14 protein-coding genes are annotated in these 20,512 nt (G+C 58.1%); 5 read left to right on the top strand and 9 right to left on the bottom strand.

Going from position 1 to position 20,512, the window contains the following annotated elements; translation table 11 throughout:
- Window positions 1-7: 7 nt before the first annotated feature.
- Window positions 8-1,327 carry a PTS sugar transporter subunit IIC gene (locus SOM48_RS03605; protein WP_288882262.1) on the top strand — a complete coding sequence of 440 codons (1,320 nt, stop codon included), beginning with the start codon at window positions 8-10 and terminating at the stop codon, window positions 1,325-1,327.
- Between the two features lie 16 nt (window positions 1,328-1,343).
- On the top strand, window positions 1,344-2,060 hold the full coding sequence (locus SOM48_RS03600; RefSeq protein WP_054804087.1) for a GntR family transcriptional regulator: 717 nt from the start codon (window positions 1,344-1,346) through the stop codon (window positions 2,058-2,060).
- 183 nt (window positions 2,061-2,243) lie between these two features.
- On the opposite strand, the gene ldtB is transcribed toward SOM48_RS03600, so the two are convergent.
- The gene (ldtB, locus tag SOM48_RS03595; RefSeq protein ID WP_023481393.1) at window positions 2,244-3,164 is read right to left on the bottom strand and encodes a L,D-transpeptidase; all 921 of its coding nucleotides are present in this window, start codon (window positions 3,162-3,164) and stop codon (window positions 2,244-2,246) included.
- Between the two features lie 207 nt (window positions 3,165-3,371).
- Between ldtB and SOM48_RS03590 the strand changes: the two genes are divergently transcribed.
- Window positions 3,372-4,964, top strand: a complete 1,593-nt coding sequence (locus tag SOM48_RS03590; RefSeq protein ID WP_023481823.1) for an ABC-F family ATPase — start codon at window positions 3,372-3,374, stop codon at window positions 4,962-4,964.
- 428 nt (window positions 4,965-5,392) lie between these two features.
- On the opposite strand, the gene SOM48_RS03585 is transcribed toward SOM48_RS03590, so the two are convergent.
- Entirely contained in the window at window positions 5,393-7,759 is a 2,367-nt protein-coding gene (locus SOM48_RS03585; protein ID WP_320511453.1) for a glycoside hydrolase family 31 protein, read from the bottom strand.
- A gap of 15 nt (window positions 7,760-7,774) precedes the next feature.
- Window positions 7,775-9,076, bottom strand: a complete 1,302-nt coding sequence (locus tag SOM48_RS03580; protein WP_023481536.1) for an MFS transporter — start codon at window positions 9,074-9,076, stop codon at window positions 7,775-7,777.
- 303 nt (window positions 9,077-9,379) lie between these two features.
- Between SOM48_RS03580 and SOM48_RS03575 the strand changes: the two genes are divergently transcribed.
- The gene (locus SOM48_RS03575) at window positions 9,380-10,453 is read left to right on the top strand and encodes a LacI family DNA-binding transcriptional regulator (RefSeq protein ID WP_200134047.1); all 1,074 of its coding nucleotides are present in this window, start codon (window positions 9,380-9,382) and stop codon (window positions 10,451-10,453) included.
- Here SOM48_RS03575 and SOM48_RS03570 read toward each other — a convergent pair.
- The 6 genes from SOM48_RS03570 to moeA form a co-directional block, all read right to left on the bottom strand.
- Entirely contained in the window at window positions 10,450-11,715 is a 1,266-nt protein-coding gene (locus SOM48_RS03570; RefSeq protein ID WP_320511452.1) for a DUF1479 domain-containing protein, read from the bottom strand. The two genes, SOM48_RS03575 and SOM48_RS03570, sit on opposite strands and share 4 nt — an antisense overlap.
- A gap of 145 nt (window positions 11,716-11,860) precedes the next feature.
- Window positions 11,861-12,676 carry a Cof-type HAD-IIB family hydrolase gene (locus SOM48_RS03565; RefSeq protein ID WP_054804089.1) on the bottom strand — a complete coding sequence of 272 codons (816 nt, stop codon included), beginning with the start codon at window positions 12,674-12,676 and terminating at the stop codon, window positions 11,861-11,863.
- A gap of 234 nt (window positions 12,677-12,910) precedes the next feature.
- A complete protein-coding gene (locus SOM48_RS03560; protein WP_320511451.1) occupies window positions 12,911-15,343 on the bottom strand; it encodes a formate C-acetyltransferase/glycerol dehydratase family glycyl radical enzyme in 2,433 nt (810 codons plus the stop codon).
- 4 nt (window positions 15,344-15,347) lie between these two features.
- Window positions 15,348-16,247, bottom strand: coding sequence for a glycyl-radical enzyme activating protein (locus SOM48_RS03555; RefSeq protein ID WP_320511450.1), 900 nt, complete (start codon window positions 16,245-16,247; stop codon window positions 15,348-15,350).
- A 206-nt stretch (window positions 16,248-16,453) separates the two neighbouring features.
- Entirely contained in the window at window positions 16,454-17,224 is a 771-nt protein-coding gene (gene moeB / locus SOM48_RS03550; protein WP_320511449.1) for a molybdopterin-synthase adenylyltransferase MoeB, read from the bottom strand.
- A 2-nt stretch (window positions 17,225-17,226) separates the two neighbouring features.
- The gene (moeA, locus tag SOM48_RS03545) at window positions 17,227-18,459 is read right to left on the bottom strand and encodes a molybdopterin molybdotransferase MoeA (protein WP_320511448.1); all 1,233 of its coding nucleotides are present in this window, start codon (window positions 18,457-18,459) and stop codon (window positions 17,227-17,229) included.
- Window positions 18,460-18,629: 170 nt separating this feature from the next.
- Between moeA and gsiA the strand changes: the two genes are divergently transcribed.
- Window positions 18,630-20,501 (top strand): glutathione ABC transporter ATP-binding protein GsiA, encoded by a 1,872-nt coding sequence (gene gsiA, locus SOM48_RS03540; RefSeq protein ID WP_076769605.1) that lies wholly within the window; start codon window positions 18,630-18,632, stop codon window positions 20,499-20,501.
- Window positions 20,502-20,512 lie beyond the last annotated feature (11 nt).

Below are 20,512 nucleotides of genomic sequence, written 5' to 3'. Positions count from 1 at the left end.
CAGCGCAATGTCTGAGACAAAAATCACGCCGAAAATGCAGTTATTCGTCGATAAATTCGTGGAGTTCTCCGCCCGCCTGGCAAACCAGGTGCATCTGCGATCCCTGCGCGACGCGTTCGCGGCGGTGATGCCGATATTCATCCTCGCCGGGCTGGCGGTGCTGATCAATAACGTCATTTTCCCCTGGGTGCTGGAGGGCGAGACGCTGGCACGCTTTAAGGTGTGGGGCGAAGCGGTCATTAACGGCACGCTGAATATCGCGGCCCTGTTGATTGCGCCAATGACCGCCTGGTCGCTGGCGCGCAATAAGAACTTCGGGAACCCGGTCTCAGCGGTAGTCATTGCGATTGCCAGTTTTATCATCATGATGCCAATGCAGCTGGACGTGGTGCCGGTGGGGAGTAAAACCACGGTGAGCGTCGCGCAGATGCTGTCGTTTGCCAATATCGGCACCACCGGCATTTTCGCCGGGGTGATTATCGGCCTGCTCTCGACGGAGCTGTTTATCCGCGTCGCCAGCGTGAAGCGCTTCTCCATTTCTCTCGGCGATAATGTGCCGTCGGCGGTGGGGCAATCCTTCTCGGCGCTGATCCCGACCATCATTACCCTGTCGCTCTTCGCGATGGTGGCGGCACTGCTGGCGAACCTGCTGCATACGGATTTGATCCATCTCATCACCACCCTGATTCAGCAGCCGCTGCGCCAGATCAACACCAGCCTGCCGGGCACGCTGTTTATCTACAGCTTCGGGAACTTCCTCTTTACGCTTGGTATTCACCAGACGGTAGTCAACGGCGTGATCCTCGAACCGCTGCTGCTGATTAATACCAATGAGAATATGCTCGCCTTTGCCAACGGCCAGCCGATCCCGCATATCATCAACAGTATTTTTGTGCCGACCTTCGGCATGATTGGCGGCACCGGCAGCACGCTCTCTCTGCTGATCGCTATCTTTATCTTCGCAAAGCAGCAGTCGGCAAAGCAGGTGGCGCGACTGGCCATTTCGCCGGGGCTGTTTAATATCAATGAACCGGTGATTTTTGGCCTGCCGATTGTCTTTAACCTGCCGCTGATGATCCCCTTTGTGCTGCTGCCGGCGCTGGGGATTTGGTTTGCCTGGTTCTGCACCACGATGGGCTGGATGGCGCGCTGCGTGGTAATGATCCCGTGGACTACCCCGCCAATTTTAAGCGCCTGGCTGGCGACGGCGGGCGACTGGCGGGCGGTGGTGGTTCAGTTGATAATCATCATCTTTGGTGTATTCTTCTACCTGCCTTTCCTCAAAATTGCCGAGAGAGTGGCCTTAAGAAACAATGGGATAGACTAAATTACCGGGACGGGTCATGGCGGCAAAATATATCACCATCGCGCGGGAAATTAAGCGGCGCATCCTCAGCCAGCAGTATCCTGCCAGCGCGCCGCTGCCGGACCAGTTCGCGCTGGCGGCAGAGTTTAATACCAGCCGCATGACCATCCAGCAGGCGATGCGTCAGCTGATTGTTGAGGGGCTGGTCTATACCCGCCAGGGGCAGGGCACCTTTATCCGCAAAAATTTCCTTCAGCTGTCGCGCTGGGATCTGCCGGGCAGCGACTATTTTGGTGCCACCAAAACCTGGGAGAACGTTGGCGAAGTGACGAGCAAGATCGTGCGCTTCGATTTGCGTTTTGCCAGCGAAAAGGAGCAGGCTTCGCTGCTGGTGGGGCCGGATGAGCCGGTGTATGACTTTGTACGCCTGCGTCTGCTGGAGGGCGAACCGGTGTCGCTGGAGTTCACACTGATGCCGGTAAACCTGGTGCCGGGGCTCAATCGCAGCCATCTCGAAAGCTCGGTGTTTCGCTATGTGCAGGACGATCTGGCGCTAAAAATTATGGGGTCGTACCGCATTGTCCGCGCGCTGAAGCCGTGCGAGGAAGATAAGCAGTACCTCAATTGTGACGAGACCGATCCGGTGCTGGAGGTGGAGCAGGTTATCTACCTGGAGGATGGCACGCCGCTGGAGTATGCCCACTGCCATTACCGCTACGATCACGGCGGGGTGATTGTGGTTAACCACGGATAAAAGCGCTGTTTTTATTATTGCCGGATGGCGGCTACGCCTTATCCGGCCTACGCGATACATCAACACTGATTGCTTGTGCTATCCGGCAACCAACATAAAAAAAGCGGAGCCGAAGCTCCGCTTTTTAAATCAGTTGTAGGCCGGATAAGCGCAGCGCCATCCGGCATTCAAACCGATCGCAAATCAGTTCAGACGTACCGGCATACCGGAACGGTTCTGGATCGCCTGGTCAACCACGCTTGAATCAACGTCCGCCTGGCTGGTCACCGCCTGCACCGCTTTGGTCAGCGCGATCGGCACGATTTCGCCGCCGGTAAACTGCGCTTCAGTGGTGGAGAGCGGGTTGTGAACTTCGATATAGCGGCTGCCATCCGGTTCGGTGGTCGCTTTTACCGGCTCATCAATAAACTGCACGCGGGTGCCAACCGGCACGTTCTCGAACAGGAATTTGATGTCGTCGTTACGCAGACGCACACAACCGTGGCTCACACGCAGGCCGATACCGAAGTTGGCGTTAGTGCCGTGGATCGCATACAGGCGGCCAATATAGAGCGCGTAGAGACCCATCGGGTTATCCGGGCCTGCCGGTACTACCGGCGGCAGCGGTTGACCCATTGCCTGATATTCGGCGTGCATTTTTGCCGTCGGTGTCCAGGTCGGACCGGCTTTTTTACGCTCGACTTTGGTGGTCCAGGCAATCGGGGTATCTTTGCCCAACTGACCGATACCGATTGGCAGCACGATCACCGTGTTGGTGCCTTTCGGATAGTAGTAGAGGCGCATCTCCGCACTGTTAATCACAATCCCTTCATGAACGGTATCCGGCAGGATCAGCTGCTGCGGAACGTTCATTACCGTGCCACCTTTCGGCAGATAGGCGTCAATGCCCGGGTTAGCTTCCAGCATGTTGGAGAGACCCATCTGGTATTCAGCCGCAAAGTATTCCAGCGGCTGGTTATTGCCTTCAGGAATGGTTACGACCTGGTTCTGACCGATCAGACGGCTGCCATCAGTCGGCAGCGGATAAGTCACAGCAGACGCGCTATTGCAAAATCCCACGACAGCAAAGGCCGCCGCGAAGAGAGTTCTTAATTTCATATTCATGTTGTGCGAGATTATTGCCACACTGGCCGTTGGGTTGAGAATGCAGGAAGCGCATTATATGTGCATTCCCCCGTCCAGGGAATTCAGATGTTGACGAAATCACACTTTTTTCCCGTTGTTTGCAGTGTAGCGGCCTGACAGGGGGCAAGAATCTAATTCGGAATTGTGGCATACTATGGCGTTTGTCACATATTTCAGGATATCGCCGTGTTAGTCACCAGCAACGTCACCATGCAGTTCGGCAGTAAGCCGCTGTTCGAAAACATTTCCGTCAAATTTGGCGGCGGCAACCGTTACGGCCTGATCGGCGCGAACGGGAGCGGTAAATCCACCTTTATGAAAATCCTCGGCGGCGATTTAGAGCCGTCGCTGGGTAACGTCTCTCTCGATCCGAACGAGCGCATCGGTAAGCTGCGTCAGGATCAGTTCGCCTTCGAAGCCTTCAGCGTGCTCGACACGGTGATCATGGGCCACGCCGAGCTGTGGGAAGTGAAGCAGGAGCGCGACCGCATTTACGGCCTCGCCGAGATGAGCGAAGAAGATGGCTATAAAGTGGCCGATCTCGAAGTGCTGTATGGCGAAATGGATGGCTACTCGGCGGAAGCGCGCGCGGGCGAACTGCTGCTCGGCGTTGGTATTCCGGTAGAGCAGCATTACGGCCCGATGAGCGAAGTTGCCCCCGGCTGGAAACTGCGTGTGCTGCTGGCCCAGGCGCTGTTCGCTAACCCCGATATTCTGCTGCTCGATGAACCAACCAACAACCTGGACATCGACACCATTCGCTGGCTGGAGCAGGTGCTGAACGAGCGTGACAGCACCATGATCATCATTTCGCACGACCGTCACTTCCTGAACATGGTCTGCACCCACATGGCGGATCTCGACTACGGCGAGCTGCGCGTCTACCCGGGTAACTACGACGAATACATGACTGCCGCCACCCAGGTGCGCGAGCGTCTGCTGTCGGATAACGCCAAGAAGAAAGCGCAGATTGCCGAGCTGCAATCCTTCGTCAGCCGCTTTAGCGCCAACGCCTCTAAATCGCGTCAGGCAACTTCCCGCGCCCGCCAGATCGATAAGATCAAGCTCGACGAAGTGAAAGCCTCCAGCCGTCAGAACCCGTTCATCCGCTTCGAGCAGGATAAGAAACTGTTCCGTAACGCGCTGGAAGTGGAGCAGGTGACAAAAGGTTTCGATAACGGCCCGCTGTTTAAAAACTTCAATATGCTGATGGAAGTGGGCGAGAAAGTCGCCATCCTCGGTACTAACGGCGTCGGTAAAACCACGCTGCTGAAAACGCTGGTCGGCGAGCTTACGCCAGAGAGCGGCACGGTGAAGTGGTCGGAAAACGCCCGCATCGGCTACTACGCGCAGGATCACGCGGCGGATTTCGATAACGACCTGACGGTGTTCGACTGGATGAGCCAGTGGAAGCAAGAGGGCGATGACGAGCAGGCGGTGCGCAGCATCCTGGGTCGTCTGCTGTTCAGCCAGGACGATATCAAGAAACCGGCGAAGGTGCTCTCCGGCGGCGAGAAGGGCCGTATGCTGTTCGGCAAGCTGATGATGGAAAAACCGAATATTCTGGTGATGGACGAACCGACCAACCACCTGGATATGGAGTCGATCGAATCGCTGAACATGGCGCTGGAGATGTACCAGGGCACGCTGATTTTCGTCTCGCACGACCGTGAATTCGTAAGCTCGCTGGCAACCCGCGTGATTGAGATTACGCCGCAGCGCGTGGTCGATTTCACCGGTAACTATGAAGATTATTTGCGTACCAAGGGCATCGAATAAATTTACCGTCGTCTTTCACGCCGCAGGTGCGTTGGCTGCACCGTCGTACCCCGGTCACTTACTTCAGTAAGCTCCCGGGGATACTCAGGTTTGCCGCCTTCCTGCAACGCGAAATACTTAGGTAAATGCTGAGCAGATAAAGGAACGGATTGCCGGATGGCGCATAAACGCTTATCCGGCCTACGGGATCGCTCTGCTTTGTAGGCCGGATAAGGCGAAGCCGCCATCCGGCAAAGGAGCAGATGCCGGATGGCGCGTAAACGCTTATCCGGCCTACGGGATCGCTCTGCTTTTGTAGGCCGGATAAGGCGAAGCCGCCATCCGGCAAAGGAGCAGATGCCGGATGGCGCATAAACGCTTATCCGGCCTACGGGATCGTTACTGCTTTTGTAGGCCGGATAAGGCGTAAGCCGCCATCCGGCATTTTTTTACCTGAAAGACCACGCCGTTGCCGGCTCGCCGTTAATCATTAACCGGCGTTTTTCCCCGGCGGGCAAGGTGACATTCAGCGTCTGCCACGCCGGGCGGTAATCGCCGCGCGCGGTAACCTCAAGGTTAATGGTTTCGCTGTCGCAGACCATCTCCCAGCTTAACCACAGCGCATTGCCCTCTTTATAACCCCACGACTCGCCATCATCCTCAAACAGCAGGCCGCTGGAACGCCCGGTGCCTTTCAGCGGGAAGAGTTGCAGTTCGCGGAAGGTGTCGCTTTTCGCCTCTACATGACGAATGCGATCGCTCAGCGGTAAACCGGCACCGGCGCGTACCAGCAGCGGCAACGTCTCCAGCGGTGCATCCAGCGTCACCCACTGGCCTGGCGCGTACCACGCTCCGGTATAAAAATCGTACCAGCCACTCTCATTGGCGGGCAGCCAGAGAGAACGCTCGCGCTGACCCGGCTCAACGACGCTGGCGACCAGCAGATCGCGCCCGAGCAGGAAGTCGTCGCACTCCTCAAAAGTCTGCGCATCGTTTTCATGATCGAGGAAGGTCGGGCGCAGCATCGGCTCATCATCGGCATGCGCCTGCCACAGCAGAGTGTAGAGATAGGGCAGCAGGCGGTAGCGCAGCTCAATCGCGCTGCGGATCGCCGGCGTCACCGCCGGGTACATCCATGGTTCGTTTACCGTCTGGTCATCATTCCACGAGTGGATGGTGAAACGTGGATGCATCACGCCGTTCTGCACCCAGCGCACAAACAGCTCGGCATCCGGTTTATCACCGGAGAAGCCGCCGACATCGTGCCCGACGTTATAAAGCCCGGACAAACTCATCCCCAGCCCCATGCGGGTGTTGTAGCGCAGCGTCTGCCAGTTAGTGCGGTTATCGCCGCTCCAGGTCTGCACATAGCGCTGCATCCCGGCACAGCCTGAGCGGGAGATCAGATAGGGGCGTTTGTCCGGCGCGAAACGCTGCTGCGCTTCCATCGAGGCGCGCATCATCAGGAGCGGCATCACCGGGCGAATATGCTTGATGGCGATCTCCTCGCCAAAGCCGGCGCAGCGCGCTTCGCCATCCCACACTTCAAACTCGTTATTGTCGTTCCAGGTGGAGTCGATCCCCATCTCCAGCAGCTGCGTGGTCACGCCCTCCTGCCACCAGGCGATGGTCTGCGGGTTGGTGAAATCGAGATGCGAACCCTCATCATCCCAGAAGCTGGAGCGCTCCGGCCCGGGGTTTTCCGAATCGCGAATAAACAGCCCTTTTTCCGCCACTTCGTGATAGCGCGGGTGATCCTGCAACAGGCAGGGTTTGATATTGGCCGCCAGCTTCAGCCCGGCATCGTGAAACGCCTGGCTCATCACCTTCGGCTGCGGCACTTTGTCGTAGTTCCAGTTAAAGACGTAGCGTTTGCCGTTGATCGAGGTGTAACCCGACGAGAGCTGGAACGAGTCGCAGGGGATCGCATGCTCTTCACACAGGCGAATAAAGTTCATCAGCTGGTTTTGCGCATCCGGCGCATCGGTGTAGTGCATCGTAGAACCGCTGTAGCCGAGGCTCCACTTCGGCCCGAAGAGGGTTTTGCCCGTCAGTCGCACAAAGGCTTTGGTGACATCCAGCGCGCGCGCGCCGGTAAAAATGTAGTAATCGATATCGCCCGCTTCTGCCTGCCAGCGGCGATAGGCGGTGTGGTAGTTATCGATCTCATTCCCGAGATCCAGCCAGCAGCTGCTGAGGTTGTCGTAAAATAGCCCGTAGCTGACATCATCCCGGCGGGTGAGGGTGAAAGGGACATGTTTATAGAGCGGGTCGGTGCTCGCCGCGTTGTAGCCCATCGCATCGAGGTTGCGCATCTCATAGCGCTGGCCGGTACGTTGCAGGTTGCCCGCTTTCTCGCCGAGGCCGTAAAAACGCTCCTCCTTTATACGGCTGAGGTAGTGCGCCACGCCGTCACCGTGAGCATTGATTTGATAAGCGCTGGTGGGGCGATCGCCTGCCAGCCACTGCCACTCGCCCGCTTCATTACGGTAGTGCCACTCCAGCCATAACGGCTGGTGCACCGTCACTCGCAGTTGCTCGCTCTCAACGGTCAACGTCTCCTGCTGCTGTTTAAGCCTCCACGCGGGCAGACTAAAACCGCTCAGATCCTCACGGCTGCGCCCCTCCCACGGCACATCCTCACCTGGCGCGATGCTCCAGGTGCGCGCCAGCGCCAGCTCGCCCTTGCGCTTAATCAGCACGCGAAACAGGTTCGCTTCCAGCACATAGAGGCAGAGCGTATGTTGCTCATCAACCAATAGCTCAACGTGATGAGCGCTCTGTTTTTGTAACGTCCAGTTCTTCAGCGTTTTCATAGCAGACTTCCACAATCAGGCGCGTTTTGCGCGACGTTCAGCAATAAATGCCACCAGGAAAATAGCGCCAATCAGGTCAAAGAAACCCATGGCAATAAACAGCGGGTTGAAGCCAATCTTGTCGGCGGTAACGCCAATCAGCAGTGAGAAGAGGAAGCTGGCGATCCACGCCGCCGAGCCGCGCATGCCGTTGACGGTTGCCATCTGGCCTTTGTCGAATGACTCAACCACCAGCGCGCTCAACATGCAGGAGATGATCTGGTGGCCGAAGCCGCCAATCGAGATCAGCACAATGGTGATATAGGGATCGCGGGTGATCGCCACAATGGCCAGCGAGATCATCAGGAACGCGCCGGTCAGGGAACTGGCAACTACCGAGTTGACGCGCGAGCAGCCGAACCAGCGGGTATAGAGTTTGGTGAGATAGCCGCTGGCGACGCTGCCGAGATCGGCGGCGAGGAAGGGGAGCCAGGCGAACATCGCAATCTGTTTCAGATCCATGCCGTGCTCTTTCGCCAGATAGAGTGGCACCCAGAAGCTCAGCACCGCCCACGCCGGTTCCGCCATAAAGGCCGGAATGGCGATGCCGTAGAAGCGTTTGTTTTTCGATACGTTTTTCAGTGCGGTAAGGAAGGGCAGTTTCACCGCTGGCGGCTCATTATCCTGCTGAATAAAGGCCAACTCTTCGCGGCTGAGGTTCGGGTGTTTGTCCGGGTTGTGATAAAACGCCCACCACAAAATCACCCACAGCAGCGCCAGCACGCCGGTAAACATAAACGCCCCCTGCCAGCCAAACGAGGCGTGGGCGAAGTAGATGATTGGCGGTGCCAGCATCGCGCCGATGGAGAAGCCGACGCCCGCCCAGCCAGCGGCGACCGGACGCTCCGATTTCGGGAACCACTCGCCGATTGTTTTGGCGTTAGCGGGCGTTGCCGCCGCTTCCGACGCGCCCATGGTAAAGCGCAAAATCGCCAGATGGATCCAACTGCTTGCGCCAGCATGGAACATACAGGCCAGCGCCCAGATGATCGCGCAGACCATAAAGCCCACTTTCAGGCCAATCACATCGATTAACCAGCCACACAGCGGCTGGAACAGGGTATACGCCAGCTGAAATGCGCCGACAATCCATGAATATTGTTCGGTAGTGATACCGAGGCTGGTTTTCAGTTCCGGGGCCAGGATGCCCAGCGAGTTACGGGTGATGTAGTTCACCGTCACGCCAAACAGAAAGAGTACCAGCATCCACCAGCGTAATTTTTTGAAGATCCGGCGACTACTTGTGGCCGCCACGTCGTTGTTAATCCCCTGGCTCATGGTGTTCTCCGCTCATCGTTTTGTAGGGACGTTGCGTTATCGCGGCCGGGTGAAAAGTTGTTATACCGCCAGGCGCGCGTGATGATTTTTTTCTTGGTTTTGTCTTAAGAACACACACAACTAGTATGGAAGTTGTATGACACATTTACCGTAGGGGAGAAAAAAGCGCGGCTAAAGTCGATTTTGTGCAAGAATTCTCATCAATTGACCGAATATTGCGGCAGACTGCAATCGAAGCCATAAATAACAGGCTTTCCGCTCTATGAAAATTTTCCCATTTCACAAACGGAGCAAGATCACAGAATGGATAAAAAGCTCAAAATCAGCGAAATTGCCCGGCGCACAAATCTGTCGACCAGCACCGTTTCGCGGGTGCTGGCGGGAAAAGCCAACACCAGCGAAAAAGCGCGCGCGGCGGTGCTGGCCTGCGCCCGTGAACTGGGGGTGATGGAGGGGATTGCCGCCGGACGGCTGCTGCTCAATAACCTGATTGTCTTTGCGCCGCAGCGCGCCTTTGATGAGCGCTCCGATATCTTCTACTACCGTGTGATTCAGAGCATCAATAAAGCGCTCGAGCCACACGACGTGCGGCTGCGCTACTGCGCGCTGGAGGAGCTGGACAGCGATGCCAATGAATTTCTGGCGCGTATGAATGCCCCCGAAACCCAGGCGGCGATCCTGCTCGGCATTGACGATACCCATATTCACGAGCTGGCGGCGGATATCGGCAAACCCTGCGTGCTGATCAACTGCCGCGATGGGCGTATGCGCCTGCCCTCGATTGCGCCGGATCACCGCACCATCGGCGAGTTTGCTGCCCGCTATCTCTTTGATATGGGCCACCGCGATGTGGTGAATGTGATGTGCCTGCGCCGTTACACCATGGATCTGCGCCTCGCAGGCATTAAAGCAGCGTGGCAGCAGCAGAACCTGCGTTTTAACAGCAAACGGGATCTCATCACCGTACCCAGCTTTAGCGCCAAAGAGGCGGCGCTGCGGGTGGCGGAGTGGCTGGACGATCCGGCAAACAAAACGCCGCCGACCGCATTTCTGGTCAGTGGGGATTTTATGGCGCAGGGGACGGTGCAGGCGCTGCTCCAGCGCGGTTTGCGCGTGCCGCAGGATGTGTCGGTGATGAGTATTGACGCCTTTAACCTCGCGGCAATTCAGGATGTGCCGCTCACCGCGGTGCATGTTCCGCGCGATGAACTGGGCGCGGAAGCGGTGCAGCTATTGCAGCAGCGCCTGATCCGCCCACAGGCACCGACCGGCTCGCTGCTGTTAAACGGCACGCTGGCAGTGCGTGAGTCGGTGCGGCGGATACGCCCGGGGCAGCGACGCACCGCCGTGGCTGGTGACGGGCTGTATGATGCTTAACTCTCCATCCCCAGCGCGCGCTTACCGTGCGCATTCAAATCGGCGAGCGTAAAGCGGCCTGACCAGTCGCGCTCATAATCCTCGCGCGGAAAATCCCCGGGCGAGCTGCCTTGCTCCAGTGCGACCTTCACCGTGCGGGCATAAGCCAGGTTCTTCTCACACAGCGGGGCAGCGGGGATATACATCACATTGCCCCAGCCCTGCTGGTTTTCCACCGGGGCGACTGAGTGGATCACATCGCAGTGCCACCAGACGGAATCGCCCGCTTCCAGCGGAGGAATGCTGCTCAGCGCTTCCATCAGCAGCGGGTGCCACTTCTCTGAAACCGGCAGCACGCGGCCGGGTGCCACACCGCACAGCTCATCGTCCGGAACATCTTCCAGCAGCGGGCGCAGCAGAATGTAGGCCATCGCCTCGGGGATCGGCACCACGTGCAGCAACCCCTGACCAGCGATCATATCCGACAGCGCCGTCCAGCCCTGGAAGGTGCGAAACACCGAACATTTAGTGGTGTTCTCAACCGTGTACTCCTCCACCTCGGTGCGGTGCGCTGCATCCCACGGATCGTACTGATCCAGCTTGCCGTTAAAGACGTTGGCAAAGACGCGCTGATAGGCCGGCAGCAGCCAGCGCTCCAGCGCGCCGGAATCCGTATGCGCCCCCAGCCCTTTCGAGGTGGTGCCCGGCGGGCGGCGGCGAATGCGATCCGGATAGATGACGCTGATATCGGGGTTAAACCACGCGCGGCCTTCGCTCTCAAACCGCCACAGCCGGTTGAGGAAAGATTGCGCGGCTGCCATCTCATAGCTCTGGCGCGCCTGCATCTGCGCCTGTGACCAGTAGATCGGGTAGATCTCCGGGCGCGAAGCCTCCAGCGTGCCGAAAAAGCTGTCGCCCGGGCCTTTATAGACCTCATCAAAATGGTTTTCCGCCAGGTAGTCGAGCATCGCGCGATCCCAGCCCAGCGCCTGCTCGCGCGGGAAATGGCCTTTGATCACCACACAGCCGCGACGTTTGATCAACGCGCGCTGCGCTTCGGTTACACGCCCGGCAGCGATATCGGCATAGTTCAGCTGCGGCCAGACGGATTCGCCGCGGGCTTTTATCGCCTTAATCTCCTCCACGCGCTCACTAATACGCGCGCTGAGTTGATCGAACAGCTGTTGTACATCGCCAATTTGCGCACGCAGCGCCTGTTTCATCTGGCGGATAGCGGCTTTATGGTCGACAGGAAGGGTTTCATGGGTAAACGTCATAGGCACCTCTTTCTTTCATTCGAAGGTAATTAATCTTACAAATGACAATCTAAGTTAAAAATAAGTTAATGCAAGTTTAAAAACTTGATGGATTGCACAAAGCGGGAGAAGGCCGAGGGAGAGTGCCGACGGCGGGGCGTCGGCAGGGGGATCAGCGGTCAAACGGGGCAGTGTTATCCAGCACCGCCTGAATCACATTCAGCACGCCGTGGTGGTTGTTGTCATCGGTCTGGTGACGAGCAATGGCTTTAATCGCGTCGGTGGCGTTGCCCATGGCGAAGGAGTAGTCGGTCATGCGCAGCATCTCGGCATCATTTCCGCTGTCACCCAGCGTCACACATGCTTGCGGGGAGAGGTTCCAGCGCTTGAGCAGACGCGAAATACCGTTGGCTTTATGCAGGCCAGGGATAATCAGATCGACAAAGCCGAAGCCGCTGGTCACCGGTTTCATAATCCCATCGAGGGAGGTGTGCAGTTCATCAACCAGCGCCGGGATCTCGCTGTCCGGCAAATTCAGGGAGAATTTAAACAGCGTATCGTCAATCTGCGTGAAGTCGCGCACCGGCTTTAAGCGGTGATAGTGTTCCGCCATCAGATCGACAAACTCTTGCGGCGCGGCTTCGTTGATATAGGCGCTTTCAAGCCCGCAGGCGACAAAGTTCAGGCCGCCGCCTTTTAACAGCTCGCCCATCACAACCTGGGATTCGTGGCGGGTCAGTTCGCCGTGGAACAGCTGTTGGCCGTGTTCGTAGACCAGCGCGCCGTTTTCGGCGACGAAGGAGATGCGGTCTTTAAGCTCCGGGAAGAAGGAGATGAGCTGGTAGTACTGGTTGCCGCTGGCAACCACGAATTCGATATTGCGCTGCTGGAGTTGCTCGAATTGCGCCATAAACCGCGTGCGATCGTACTTTTTGGCGTCATCAAGAAAAGTTCCGTCCATATCAGTGACGATAACTTTGACGGTCATATATAGCGCTCCTGAATGTCATAACGAGGAGCAACATTCTAGAGAGAATGTGATGAGTTACACAAATTTTATTTCATTCGAAAGTTAACCGTCGTCTTTCGAGCCGCAGGTGTGTTGGCTGCGGTGGCTTACCCCGGTCATTTACTTTTTGTAAACTCCCGGGGATGCGCCACCTTGCCGCCTTCCTGCGATTCGAAATACCTGGTTAAAGCGGAATGGTTTCTAACCTTAACATCACAACGTATGTTCGGTGCGGGCAATAATATCGTCCTGCGCATCTGGCGACAGAGCGGTGAAAAACGCCGAGTATCCGGCAACGCGCACCACCAAATCACGGTACTGATCCGGGTGCTGCTTCGCGGCCAGCAGCGTCTCGCGCGAGACAATGTTGTACTGAATATGCCAGCCTTTATGCACCTCAAAAAAGGTGCGCAGCAGCGCCATCAGCTTCTGTCGGTCGCCGTCATTTTCAAGCGTCGAGGGGTTGAGCTTCTGGTTAAGCAGCACGCCGCCGAGGATCGCGCCAACCGGCAGTTTACCCACTGAGTTTATCACCGCCGTCGGCCCAAGATGGTCGGTGCCGGAGGCCGGGCTTGCCCCCTCTGCCAGCGGCGTATGGGCTTTGCGTCCGTCCGGCGTTGCCATGGTTGCCGCGCCAAACGGCACGTTGGCGGAGATCGACGAGGTGCCAGCGTAGTATTTGCCGCCAATCGGCCCACGCCCGTAACGCGGGTTGCGATACTGCTTTAGCTCGTCGATATAGGTCTGATACACGCGCACCAGCAGGGCATCCACGCTCTCATTATCATTGCCATACTTCGGCGCGCTGTTGATAAGCCGCTGGCGTAGTTGTTCGTGGCTCAGGCCGTCGAAATCTGCCGCCAGCGCCTCGGCCAGCTGCTGCTGGCCGATAAGGCACTGCTCAAACACTAACTTTTTCACCGCCGCGAGGCTGTTACCAAGATTGGCGATGCCCACCTGCAGGCCGGAGACCCAGTCATACTTCGCGCCGCCCTGCTTAATGCTCTTCGCCCGCTCAATGCAGTCGTCGACCAGCGCCGAGCAGAGAATATCCGGCACGTTTTCCTCAAGCATAGTGTCGACAACATACTCAATCTCGATTGATTTGCGCGTGTAGTAGCGGATCTGCCGGTCCCATGCTTCTACCACCTCATCAAAATGGCGGAAGTTGCCTGCCGACAGCGCCTCTTTTTGCGCCAGGAAAACCTCGCCGCTGGTGGCGTCACGCCCGCCCTCCAGCGCCGCCAGCATCACGCGGGCGAAGTTGATAAAGCTCATGCCGGTGCAGCGGTAACCCCATTTACCGCCGACGGCGGTTTCGATACAGCCAATCGCCGCGTAGTCGTACGCATCGGCAGGCTCCACGCCCAGCGCGATAAAGGCCGGAATGACAATCTCATCGTTATTAAACGCCGGCATGCCAAACCCGCAGCGGATCACCTGTACGCAGGCCTCAAGAAAATCGTCACTCATTCCGGCGTGATAGCGCACGCTGAGGTTGGGCTGAGTGGAGCGCAACCGCCCGCAGGATTCGAGGATGGCGTAAGAGAGCGGGTTAACCGCGTCATGGATCTGGCCGTTGTGCCACATCTGCCCGCCGATGGTGACATTCTGGTAGAGCGGGCTGCCCGCCGAGGCTTTCGAGTGGCTGCCGGAGCGGATTTTATTCACCTCCAGCAGCTTCAGCCAGCAGCTCTGCAACAGCTCAATACCCTGCTCGCGGTGTAGCGTCTGTTGCAGCTCGACATCGCGACGCCAGAAGAGGTAGAGATACTGATCCATTCGGCCAAACGACACGGAATGACCGTTGGATTCAATCTGCAACAGTAGCTGGATAAAGTAGCAGAGTTGCAAAGCCTGCCAGAAGGTGCGCGGCGGCTGGTGGGCAATAAGCTCACAGTTCTCGGCGATAGCCAGCAATTCGTCGCGGCGGCTTTCGCGCGGCTCGTCAGCCGCCATCGTGCGCGCAAGGTCGGCAAAACGCACAATATGCAGGCTGACGGCCTCAAGCACGATATCAATCGCTTTCAGGAACTGCTCGCCGTGCAGATCGTCAAGCTGCGTCAAATCAATCCGCGTGCGGCGCTCGCGCACCTGCTCACGCAGGCCATCCAGCCCTTTTGCCAGCAGCAGCGGGAAGTTCACCGCCAGGTGCGCATCGCCGGAGGTCATATTGCCTTCGGCTTTGATAATGCCGCTCGCAAGCAATGCTTTTTGTTCGTCGGTAAACATGCCGTAGCAGCGATCCTGCACCGTCTGGCCGCGCCACCACGGGCAGACTTCATGCAGAACGCGCTTATTCGCTTCGCTGACCGCAAAGCCCGCACCGGGGCGATCCGCCAGCTCATCAATCTCTTTCTCGATCCACGAAACGGTGTACTCAGGGAAGATCGGCGCGGCGCGTACTTCGCTTGCCTGATTGCCGATAATCAGCTCGTCATGTTTGATCCAGATAGTGCGCTGCGCCAGGTGATGGGCTAACGCCAGCGCGCGGCGCACCGGCAGCGGCTTATCCATATGCTGCTGGTAAATCTGCGTATAGTGCAGCGCGCGTTCGGTGCAGATCGGCGGTTTTACAACCGAGATCAGCGCCTGTTTATGCGCGCGGATGCGTTCAGGCAGCGTGTTGAGTTGCATCAGAGTCATAATCTTATCCTCGCAGTGTCGTCGCCAGCCCTTTCTGGCGGGCAAATGCCGCGGCGAATGCCAGCAGTTCAGGGTCGTCGAGCGGTTTTTCAGGGGCGGTATAGGGTTCGCCGAGCAGGTCAAACTTCTGCATGCCTAGCGTGTGATAGGGCAGAAAGTGGATCTCGCCGACGCGCAGCTGGTCGGCGGCAAAGTTGGTAATCGCTTCAATGGAGGCTTTATCGGCGTTAAAGCCGGGGATCAGCGGCACGCGAATAATCATCTTTTTCCCGGCGCGGGCGAGGCGTTGCAGATTATCGAGCACGCGTGCGGCAGAGCCGTTCGTCCAGGCACGAAAGGCATTCTCATCGACATGTTTAAGATCGGCGAGAAAGAGATCCACCCACGGTAGCGAAGGTTCGATATAACGCCACGGCACGTGCAGGCAGGTCTCAACGGCGGTATGGATGCCGTGCTGATGGCTCTCGCGCAGCAGTGCTTCTGAAAGTTCGGGGTGCATAAAGGGCTCGCCGCCGGAGAGCGTCACGCCGCCGCCGCTGCGATCGTAAAAGGGTTTGTCGCGCAGCACCGTCGCCATCATCTCCGCCACGGATTTCTCCTCGCCACAGACACTCAACGCTTCGGTCGGGCAGCAGCCGGTGAGGGCATCCAGCGCTGCGTCGGTGATCTTTTCACGCTGGATTAAGAGATGATTTTGCGCGCGTTGAATTACCGCAGGCGCAGCGCGTTGGCACAAATCGCAGCCGGTAAGGCAGAGGCGCGGGTCAAACAGCAGGTCGCGCGAGCGGGAACGGCTTTCCGGGTTCTGGCACCAGCGGCAGCGCAGCGGGCACCCTTTCAGAAACACCACCGTGCGAATGCCGGGGCCGTCATGGGTTGAGTAGCGCTGAATATTGAAAATCATCGACCATCTCCACATATTTCATATGGAGATTAAATAACTTTCGAATGAAATTTGCTGTGATGGGGTTCGCGCTTTATGCCTTGTGCCCGAATGGGAAATTGCCGGGTGGCGCTGCGCTTACCCGGCCTACAAAACCGCCGTCATCCGGCAAAAAGACGCCCGCAAACCCGTAGGCCGGATAAGGCGTTTACGCCGCCATCCGGCAATTAAGCCGCGGGCGATGCGCCATCGCCGCACACTTCACACTGCGGGTTACGCATAAGCTTCATCTCGCGGAACTGGCACTGCATCGCATCGTACATCACGATCTTGCCCACAGCGGGCGTACCGTAATGGGTCAACACCTTAATCGCTTCCATCGCCTGCATCGATCCGATAATGCCGACCAGCGGCGCCATCACGCCTGCTTCCACGCAGGTCAGCGCATTCTCGCCAAACAGGCGGCTCAAACAGCGATAGCACGGCGCGCCGTCCGCCCAGGTAAAGACGCTGATCTGCCCCTCCATGCGGATCGCCGCGCCGGAGACCAACGGCACTTTATGCTGAAAACAGCCGGCGTTGAGCTGGTTGCGGATCGCTACATTATCGGTGCAGTCCAGCACCAGATCGTGCGCGGCAATCTGCGCGAACAGCGCCGCTTCATCAAGCAGGGCATTAACGGTGACATACTCGACATGCGGGTTGATACGCAGCAGCGATTCGCGGGCAGAGTCCACTTTAGCGCTACCGATATCCGCATCGCCGTGCAGCGTCTGGCGCTGCAGGTTTGACAGCGCTACCGTATCGAAATCGAGCAGCGTCATGGTGCCTGCGCCCGCCGCCGCCAGATATTGCGCTGCCGCGCAGCCAAGGCCGCCGAGCCCGACCACCAGTACGCGCGCGGCTTTTAACCGCTCCTGGCCGTCAAAATCGAACCCGCGCAGAGTAATCTGCCGGTTGTAGCGCATCATCTCGCTGTCGCTGAGCTCTTCTGCCATCGTCAGCCTCCGAAGAGATGGTTAAACATCTCCACATCTACCCATTCGCCCGCCGCCACGTTGCCGCGCTCGCGCTCGAGCACCACAAAGCAGTTGCCCTGGCTGAAGGAGCTGAAAATGTGCGAGCCCTGGTGGCCGGTGGTGCGCACTTCAAGCGTGCCATCTTCGCCACGGCTGACAATTCCGCGCTGGAAATCGAGACGCCCCGGCGACTTTTTCAGCCCGCCGATAACGCGCGCGCGAAAACGCAGTGGCGCCACATCCGCGCCATTGCCGCTCAGTTTCGCCAGCAATGGCAGCACCAACTGGTAGAAGGTGAGGGTGGCGGAGACCGGGTTGCCCGGCAGGCCGCAGAACCAGCTATTTGTTAGCTTGCCGAACGCAAAGGGTTTGCCCGGTTTGATCGCCAGCTTCCAGAAGGCGATTTCACCCAGCTCATCAAGAATGGTTTTGGTGTAGTCCGCTTCGCCCACCGACACGCCGCCGGTGCTGATCACTACGTCCGCCTGGCTGTCGGCGGCGATAAAGGTATCACGCAGTTTCTGCGGATCGTCCGGCACAATCCCGAGGTTAATCACCTCATAACCAAGTTGTTCCAGCATCAGGTGGACCGACAGGCGGTTAGTGTCGTAAATCTGCCCGTCAGCCAGCGGCTGGCCCGGCAGTTGCAGCTCATCACCGGTGGAGAAGAGGGCTACGCGCACTTTGCGTACCACGCTCACGTCGGCAATACCGAGGGAGGCCAGCACCGGCAGTTCAGCGGCGGTCAGTTTTGTGCCCGCCGTAAAGACGCTGGCACCTTTAGCGATATCTTCGCCCGCGCGGCGAATGTTCTGATTAGCGCGCACCTCGGCGGTAAAACGGATGCCGTCGTCGCTCTGCTCCGTCTGCTCCTGCATCACCACCGCCTCGCAGCCTGCGGGGATCGGTGCGCCGGTCATAATGCGTATGCAGGTGCCTTGCGGCCACTCGCCGCTAAAGGGCTGCCCGGCAAAGGCTTTGCCCGCCACCGGCAGCGCGTTGCCGCCGTTGAGATCCGCCAGGCGAACGGCATAGCCATCCATCGCTGAGTTATCAAAACCGGGGACATTCAGCGGCGAAACAATATCTTGCGCGACTACGCGGCCAAAACAGGCGAGCAGCGGCAGGGTTTCATGCTCAGTGAGCGGTGAAATGCGTGACAGCATTTTCGACAGCGCCGTCTCCAGCGAGATCAGGCCATTTGCAGATTCCATAATTTCTATCCAGTCAACGCGAGAAGCGGCCATTATGGCAGAAAAGGGGAGGGGTCAATATGACTTGCGTCTACCTCATTGTTATCACATTGCTTTACATCGTTGTAACGACTTCCTATATTCAGAAATCGTCTTTCCCAAAGGCAGCTATCGTAAAAAAGGAGAGTGGGGTGTCGCAAGGCTTTGAACCAGAGGCAGACGTGGTTCTTGACGTCAGCAATCTGAATATCGCATTTAGCCATGAGAAGCAGCTTACCCCGGTGGTACGTAACCTCTCTTTTAATCTGAAACGGGGCGAAACGCTGGCGATTGTCGGCGAATCTGGCTCCGGGAAGTCGGTTACCGCGCTCTCGCTGCTCAAGTTGATTGAGCAGGCGGGCGGCGAAGTGAACTGCGATCATATCTGCCTGACGCGGCGCAACCGCCAGAAGGTCGATATCAACACACTTTCCTCCTCGCAGATGCGCAGCGTGCGCGGGGCGGATATCGCGATGATTTTCCAGGAGCCGATGACCTCGCTCAACCCGGTTTTCCCGGTTGGTGAGCAGATTGCCGAGTCGATTCGCCTCCATCAGAAACTGGGCCGCGAGCAGGCGATGCGCGAAGCCCGGCGTATGCTCGACCTGGTACGCATTCCCGAAGCGCAATCCATTCTCTCCAGTTTTCCCCATCAACTCTCCGGCGGCATGCGCCAGCGAGTGATGATCGCCATGGCGCTCTCCTGTCGCCCGGCGGTGCTGATTGCCGATGAGCCAACCACCGCGCTGGATGTCACGATTCAGGCGCAGATTTTGCAACTCATTGCCGTGCTGCAAAAAGAGATGTCGATGGGGGTGATCTTTATTACCCACGATATGGGCGTGGTAGCGGATATCGCCGATCGCGTGCTGGTGATGAACCAGGGCGAAGCGGTGGAGACTGGCAGCGTCGAGTGCGTCTTCCGCAACCCGCAGCACCCCTATACCAAAGCGCTGCTGGCGGCGGTGCCGAAGCTTGGCGCGATGAACGGCAGCGATCTGCCGCGCCGCTTCCCGCTCATCTCGGCGAAAAATCCGCAGGTGCAGGAGCCGGAAACGGAGCAGGATACTGTGGTGCCCGGCGAGCCGATTTTGCAGGTTCGCGATCTGGTGGCGCGCTTCCCCCTGCGCGGCGGCTTGCTTAATCGCATCACCAAAGAGGTGCATGCGGTGGAGGGCATCAGCTTCGATCTCTGGCCCGGCGAAACGCTGGCGATTGTCGGCGAATCGGGCAGCGGAAAATCAACCACCGGACGCGCGCTGCTGCGGCTGGTGGAGAGCCAGGGTGGCTCGATTACCTTTAACGGCGAGCGCATCGACACCCTGCCGGATCACAAGATGAAGCTGGTGCGCCGCGACATTCAGTTTATTTTTCAGGACCCCTATGCCTCGCTCGATCCGCGCCAGACGGTGGGCGATTCGATTATTGAGCCGCTGCGCGTGCACAATCTTCTCGGCAAAGCGGAAGCCCACCAGCGCGTGGAGTGGCTGCTAGAGCGCGTCGGGCTGAAGCCGGAGCACGCCTGGCGCTATCCGCACGAGTTTTCCGGCGGTCAGCGCCAGCGTATTTGCATCGCCCGCGCGCTGGCGCTGAACCCGCGCGTGGTAGTTGCCGATGAGTCCGTCTCGGCGCTGGATGTTTCGATTCGCGCGCAGATCATCAATTTGCTGCTCGATCTGCAGCGCGAGTTGGGGATCGCGTTTCTCTTTATCTCCCATGATATGGCGGTCGTGGAGCGGATCAGCCACCGTGTGGCGGTGATGTATCTCGGGCAGATTGTTGAGATCGGCCCGCGCCGCGCAGTGTTTGAAAATCCGCAGCACCCCTATACCCGCAAGCTGATGTCGGCGGTGCCGGTGGCCGATCCTGCCCACCAGCCGCCGCAGCGGGTGCTCTTATCCGATGATATGCCGAGTAATATTCGTAAACGCGGGGAAACAATGCAGCGCGTACAGCTGCAAAACGTGGGGCCAGGGCACTTCGTCGCCAGAACGACGCCCGGCAGCACGCAGTCGCGTTTTTAATTGATGACAGA

Source organism: Kosakonia sp. CFBP8986, assembly GCF_034044935.1.
In the GTDB taxonomy this organism is placed as follows: domain Bacteria; phylum Pseudomonadota; class Gammaproteobacteria; order Enterobacterales; family Enterobacteriaceae; genus Kosakonia; species Kosakonia cowanii.
The sequence above is the reverse complement of the archived record's forward strand: the minus strand, read 5'-3'. Positions and strand labels throughout refer to the sequence as shown.